The sequence below is a fragment of the Arthrobacter sp. genome, from assembly GCF_031179385.1.
GTDB lineage: Bacteria > Actinomycetota > Actinomycetes > Actinomycetales > Micrococcaceae > Arthrobacter_D.
Genome location: NZ_JAPSHV010000166.1, coordinates 1 through 4,429 on the forward strand (window position 1 = coordinate 1; position 4,429 = coordinate 4,429).

Below are 4,429 nucleotides of genomic sequence, written 5' to 3' on the forward strand. Positions count from 1 at the left end.
GCTGAAAGCGCCTGGGCCAGCAGCAGGTTGGCTTCTCCTTCCGTCTGGCGGGAGAGCGCCGTGCCTTCCGCGCAGATCGGCCGTAACCGTTCCACCGCTGCGTTCAGCTGCCCGGTGAGGAAGAGCCAATGCGCGCGTGTGAGGGAAAGCTGCAGTTGATCCCGCTCCGTCCCGCCCACAATGGAGCTGGCTACCTCGGCTCGTTCAATGCACTCAAGTGTCTCCGCATCAACGACACCGGCGGCGAGACGCCGCGAGGCTGAGGCCCGATTGAACCTGGCCCAGAGCTCAAGGTCATTGTTCGGCGTGAGATGTTCAGCGGCGAGGCGGTGGAATCGGGTGCCGTCCTCCACCTGATGGCGCATGAACGCAACGTTCCCGATCACCCAGTAGGCCTTGCCCGCCGTCTGGGTATGGATGCCCGGAGTGATGTGCGTGGAGAGGTCGAGACACGTACTCCATGCTTCGTCCAGCCTGTCACTCTCGGCGAGGGCGGCGATGAGGGCGTGATGAGCCTCGATCTGCAGCTCGGGGGCGTCCGCGACGGTGGCGGCGCTTTTCACCGCAATCGTGGCGCTGTCCACCGCTTGATCCAGGTGCCCCAGGCCCTGCTGGCACACCGCCGCGAGGGTGTGGACCCTCGCTTTCAACGCATCTGACTCGAGGGACAGGCTGCTGGTGCCGAGCACCTCAGCTGATTGGAGTGATTCATCGAGATGACCTTCCTCGCGTAGGCACTCAGCCTGCAGAAAGGTCATGTTCCACCAGGCGCGGTGATCCTCTGCCCGCGCTGCGAGTGCGACTGCAGAGGCCGCAAGCAGCCTTGCTGCACGATAATCGCGCTGGCTCCACGCTTCACGCGCTCGCAGCTCATACATAACGAGATCGCCCGACTGTTGTGCTGCCACCCTTCCCCCTTGCGTTGAGGTTGCGCCGGACAGTCGCAGAATGCTCCCGAGAACCCGATGCGACTGTCCCTGAGTTTATGCGGAAAGAATGCATTGAGACAGATACCCGGAGGAACACGGCAGAACGTGAAAGGGGTCGAACATCGCGGGTTCTTTCCTCGCCTCGGGGGTGTTGTGTATCACACATCGTTCGTATACTGAGTCAATCTGGTGTCAGTGACTCTGCACTCCTAAGCGAAGGAATCTGTCATGAAACGACTTCCCGCAGTTCTCTTGCTCACGGCGGCCCTTGCGCTGGGAGGGGGTACTGCGGCTGTAGCGGGGGATAGCGCGTCCACGCCCAGGACGGTTGTCTCCTACGGGATCATGATCGATGACTGGCCCCACTGACAGTTTCTGAAGTGTCCAAAGGACCGTTCGAGCCACCTGGGTGCTCGGACGGTCCTTCGCGTTGAAAGGCCGAGTCTGTACTAGCCTAGGGTCCATGCGTATCGCCCGGTTTGTGCTCAACGATGATCCAGCGTTCGGCCTCGTCGAAGGACCCGAGGGGGCGGAAGAGATTGCCGTCATCAGCGGTGACCCCTTCTACGGGGGAATCCAGCCCACGGGAGCGCGCCACAAACTTGAGGATGTTCGGCTGCTCGCACCTGTGATTCCTCGCAGCAAGGTAGTGGGAATCGGCCGCAACTACGCGGACCATGCTGCTGAGTTGGGCAATGAGGTTCCGCCCGCCCCGCTGATGTTCCTCAAGCCGAACACCTCTGTCGTCGGTCCCGGCGATCCGATCGTGCTTCCCTCCTTCTCCGATGAAATCTCCTATGAATCGGAGCTCGCGGTCATCATCGGCCGGATCTGTAAGGATGTGCCGGTGGAACGCGTGGATGACGTGGTCTTCGGCTACACGTGCGCTAATGACCTCACCGCCCGCGATATTCAGAAGACCGACAATCAGTGGGCACGTGCCAAGGGGTTCGACACCTCCTGCCCGATCGGACCATGGATTGAGACGGAGCTGGACACTGAGAATTTGGTTGTGCGCGGTTGGCTCGACGGTGAGCTCAGGCAGGACGGCTCTACCAATCAGATGATCTGGGGAGTCAAGGAACTGGTGTCCTACGTTTCCCAGGCTTTCACGCTTCTGCCCGGCGACCTTATCCTCACCGGAACTCCCGCCGGGGTGGGGCTCATCAGCGAGGGGCAGAGGTACGAGGTCGAAATTGAGGGCATCGGGCGGTTGTCCAACCCCGTCCGCAGGTAGGTCGCGGCCCGGGACGCGATCAGCCGGACAGTAGACTGGGGTCCATCATGACTACTGCCGATCTCCCCACTGTCACGCCAGAAACTCCAGTCCGGGTCCGCTTTTGCCCCTCGCCGACCGGAGTGCCGCACGTCGGTCTCATACGTACCGCACTGTTCAACTGGGCATACGCCCGGCACACCGGCGGAAAGATGATCTTCCGGATCGAGGATACCGATGCCGCCCGCGACAGTGAGGAGAGCTACGAGCAGCTTCTCGAGGCGTTGACCTGGCTGGGCATCGATTGGGATGAGGGTGTTGAGGTCGGAGGACCGCATGCTCCGTATCGTCAGTCGCAGCGAGGCGACCTCTACCAGGACGTCATCGCCCGGCTGGTGGCGGCAGGACACCTGTACAGGTCCTACTCCACACCGGAAGAGGTGGAGGAGCGGCACAAGGCTGCCGGACGCGACGTCAAGCTGGGGTATGACAATTTCGACCGGAACCTCACCGAGGAGCAGAAAGCCGCCTACGAAGCGGAGGGCCGGCCTGCGGTTCTTCGTCTTCGCATGCCGGACGAGGACATTACTTTCACTGACCTCGTGCGCGGCGACATCACCTTCGCCGCGGGAAGCGTTCCGGACTTTGCGGTCGTGCGGGCGAACGGAGCTCCGCTCTACACGCTCGTCAATCCGGTTGATGACGCGCTCATGGGCATCACCCATGTGCTGCGCGGGGAAGACCTGCTCTCCTCGACGCCGCGTCAGGTTGCGCTCTATCGCGCCCTCATCGACATTGGCGTGGCCCGCTACATGCCGCTTTTCGGCCACCTCCCCTATGTCATGGGACAGGGCAACAAGAAGTTGTCCAAACGGGACCCGGAATCCAACCTCTTCCTTCACAGGGAACGCGGCTTCATCCGCGAGGGGCTGCTCAACTATCTCTCATTGCTGGGCTGGTCCCTGAGCGCTGACGAGGACATCTTCACCGTCGACCAGCTGGTTGAGAAGTTTGACGTGCATGATGTGTTGGCGAATCCTGCGCGCTTCGATGTGAAGAAGGCCGAGGCAATCAACGGATCGCACGTCCGCCTGCTGGACCCGGAGGACTTCCGGATGCGGCTGGTTCCCTATCTACAGTCTGCGGGTCTTCTCGGTGCCACCATCAGCTCACATGAGCTGACCGTCCTCACGGAGGCCGCACCCCTGATTCAGGAACGCATCACGCTACTCGGAGAAGCGCCCGAGATGCTCGGTTTCCTGTTCCGCGCCGATGAAGAGATCGAGGTTGCGGAAGACGCCCGCAAGGGTTTGCCGGCGAATTATGAGGAGGTTCTGGACGCGGCCCTGCGTGCGCTTGAGCCGCTGGAGGAGTGGACTGCCGACTCCATCCAGGCGGCGTTGCGTGGCGCCCTCGTGGAAGAACTCGGACTGAAGCCGCGCGTCGCCTTCGGGCCGGTGCGGACGGCCGTTTCGGGGCGCAAAATCTCGCCGCCCTTGTTTGAGTCGATGGTCATTCTGGGTAAGGAGTCTTCATTGGCGCGCGTGAGGGCATTGCGTGGAAAATAATACTGCCGCGCCGATAGTTCAGGGCGTACTCTTCGACATCGATGACACCCTCGTTGATCTCGAAACTGCAATGGGCCGGACCCTGCACCACATTGGGGCTGATACCCTCGCGCACCTCAGCGAGGCGGAGTGGGCCGAGTACAAGCAGCTCTATACACGGGACCCACATGGATATTACGACCAGTTCCTGGCCGGGAAGCTGAGTTTCACGGAACAACGAATCCGTAGAGCTCGGCACGCGCAGGCATCCTTCCTTGCTGAACCGCTGGAGGGCGAAGCAGCGGCGCGTTGGAATCACGCGTATGAGGCCATCCTGCCGCTCCACTTCGAACCGTATGACGACGTGCTTCCCGTCCTTGATGAACTGGACCGCCGCGGAATTCCCTACGGGGCGGTCAGCAATAACGTGCACGACTACCAGAGGGCAAAGCTGGATAAGGCAGGCCTGCAGCGCGTCGCGGCGCTCGTCGGGATTGACACGGTCGGGGTAGCCAAACCCGACCCGGCCATTTACCTGGAAGGCGCACGCCGGCTGGGCACGGATCCGGAGCGGACCCTGTACGTCGGAGATAACCCCGTGCTCGATGCTCAGGGCGCCGAGAGTGCCGGCCTGGTCGGCGTATGGCTGGACCGTAGCGGGGTGCAGGAATCCGGCTTCATCGGCCGTCGAATCACCTCCCTCCGGGACGTTTTGCGAATCGTGCCGGACATCCGGT

The 4,429-nt window shown here is 62.0% G+C and carries 5 protein-coding genes; 4 read left to right on the forward strand and 1 reads right to left on the reverse strand.

From position 1 onward, the window contains the following. Positions 1-908, reverse strand: a 908-nt coding sequence (locus RIF85_RS14695) for a hypothetical protein (protein WP_309072645.1), incomplete at its 3' end; no start/stop codon positions are given. Positions 909-1,157: 249 nt separating this feature from the next. Here RIF85_RS14695 and RIF85_RS14700 point away from each other — a divergent pair. From RIF85_RS14700 to RIF85_RS14715, 4 genes are all read left to right on the forward strand, one after another. Further along, positions 1,158-1,298, forward strand: a complete 141-nt coding sequence (locus RIF85_RS14700) for a hypothetical protein (protein WP_309072646.1) — start codon at positions 1,158-1,160, stop codon at positions 1,296-1,298. Between the two features lie 94 nt (positions 1,299-1,392). Further along, entirely contained in the window at positions 1,393-2,166 is a 774-nt protein-coding gene (locus RIF85_RS14705; RefSeq protein WP_309072647.1) for a fumarylacetoacetate hydrolase family protein, read from the forward strand. Between the two features lie 47 nt (positions 2,167-2,213). After that, positions 2,214-3,713 (forward strand): glutamate--tRNA ligase, encoded by a 1,500-nt coding sequence (gltX, locus tag RIF85_RS14710; RefSeq protein WP_309072648.1) that lies wholly within the window; start codon positions 2,214-2,216, stop codon positions 3,711-3,713. Continuing rightward, positions 3,703-4,429: HAD family hydrolase (locus RIF85_RS14715; RefSeq protein WP_309072649.1), on the forward strand; the 727-nt coding region annotated here is incomplete at its 3' end. The genes gltX and RIF85_RS14715, both read left to right, overlap by 11 nt.

Excerpts from the sequence above, each read along its gene's own strand:
- RIF85_RS14700 (WP_309072646.1), top strand. The coding sequence starts at position 1,158 with ATGAAACGACTTCCCGCAGTTCTCTTGCTCACGGCGGCCCTTGCGCTG.
- RIF85_RS14705 (WP_309072647.1), top strand. The coding sequence starts at position 1,393 with ATGCGTATCGCCCGGTTTGTGCTCAACGATGATCCAGCGTTCGGCCTC.
- gltX (WP_309072648.1), top strand. The coding sequence starts at position 2,214 with ATGACTACTGCCGATCTCCCCACTGTCACGCCAGAAACTCCAGTCCGG.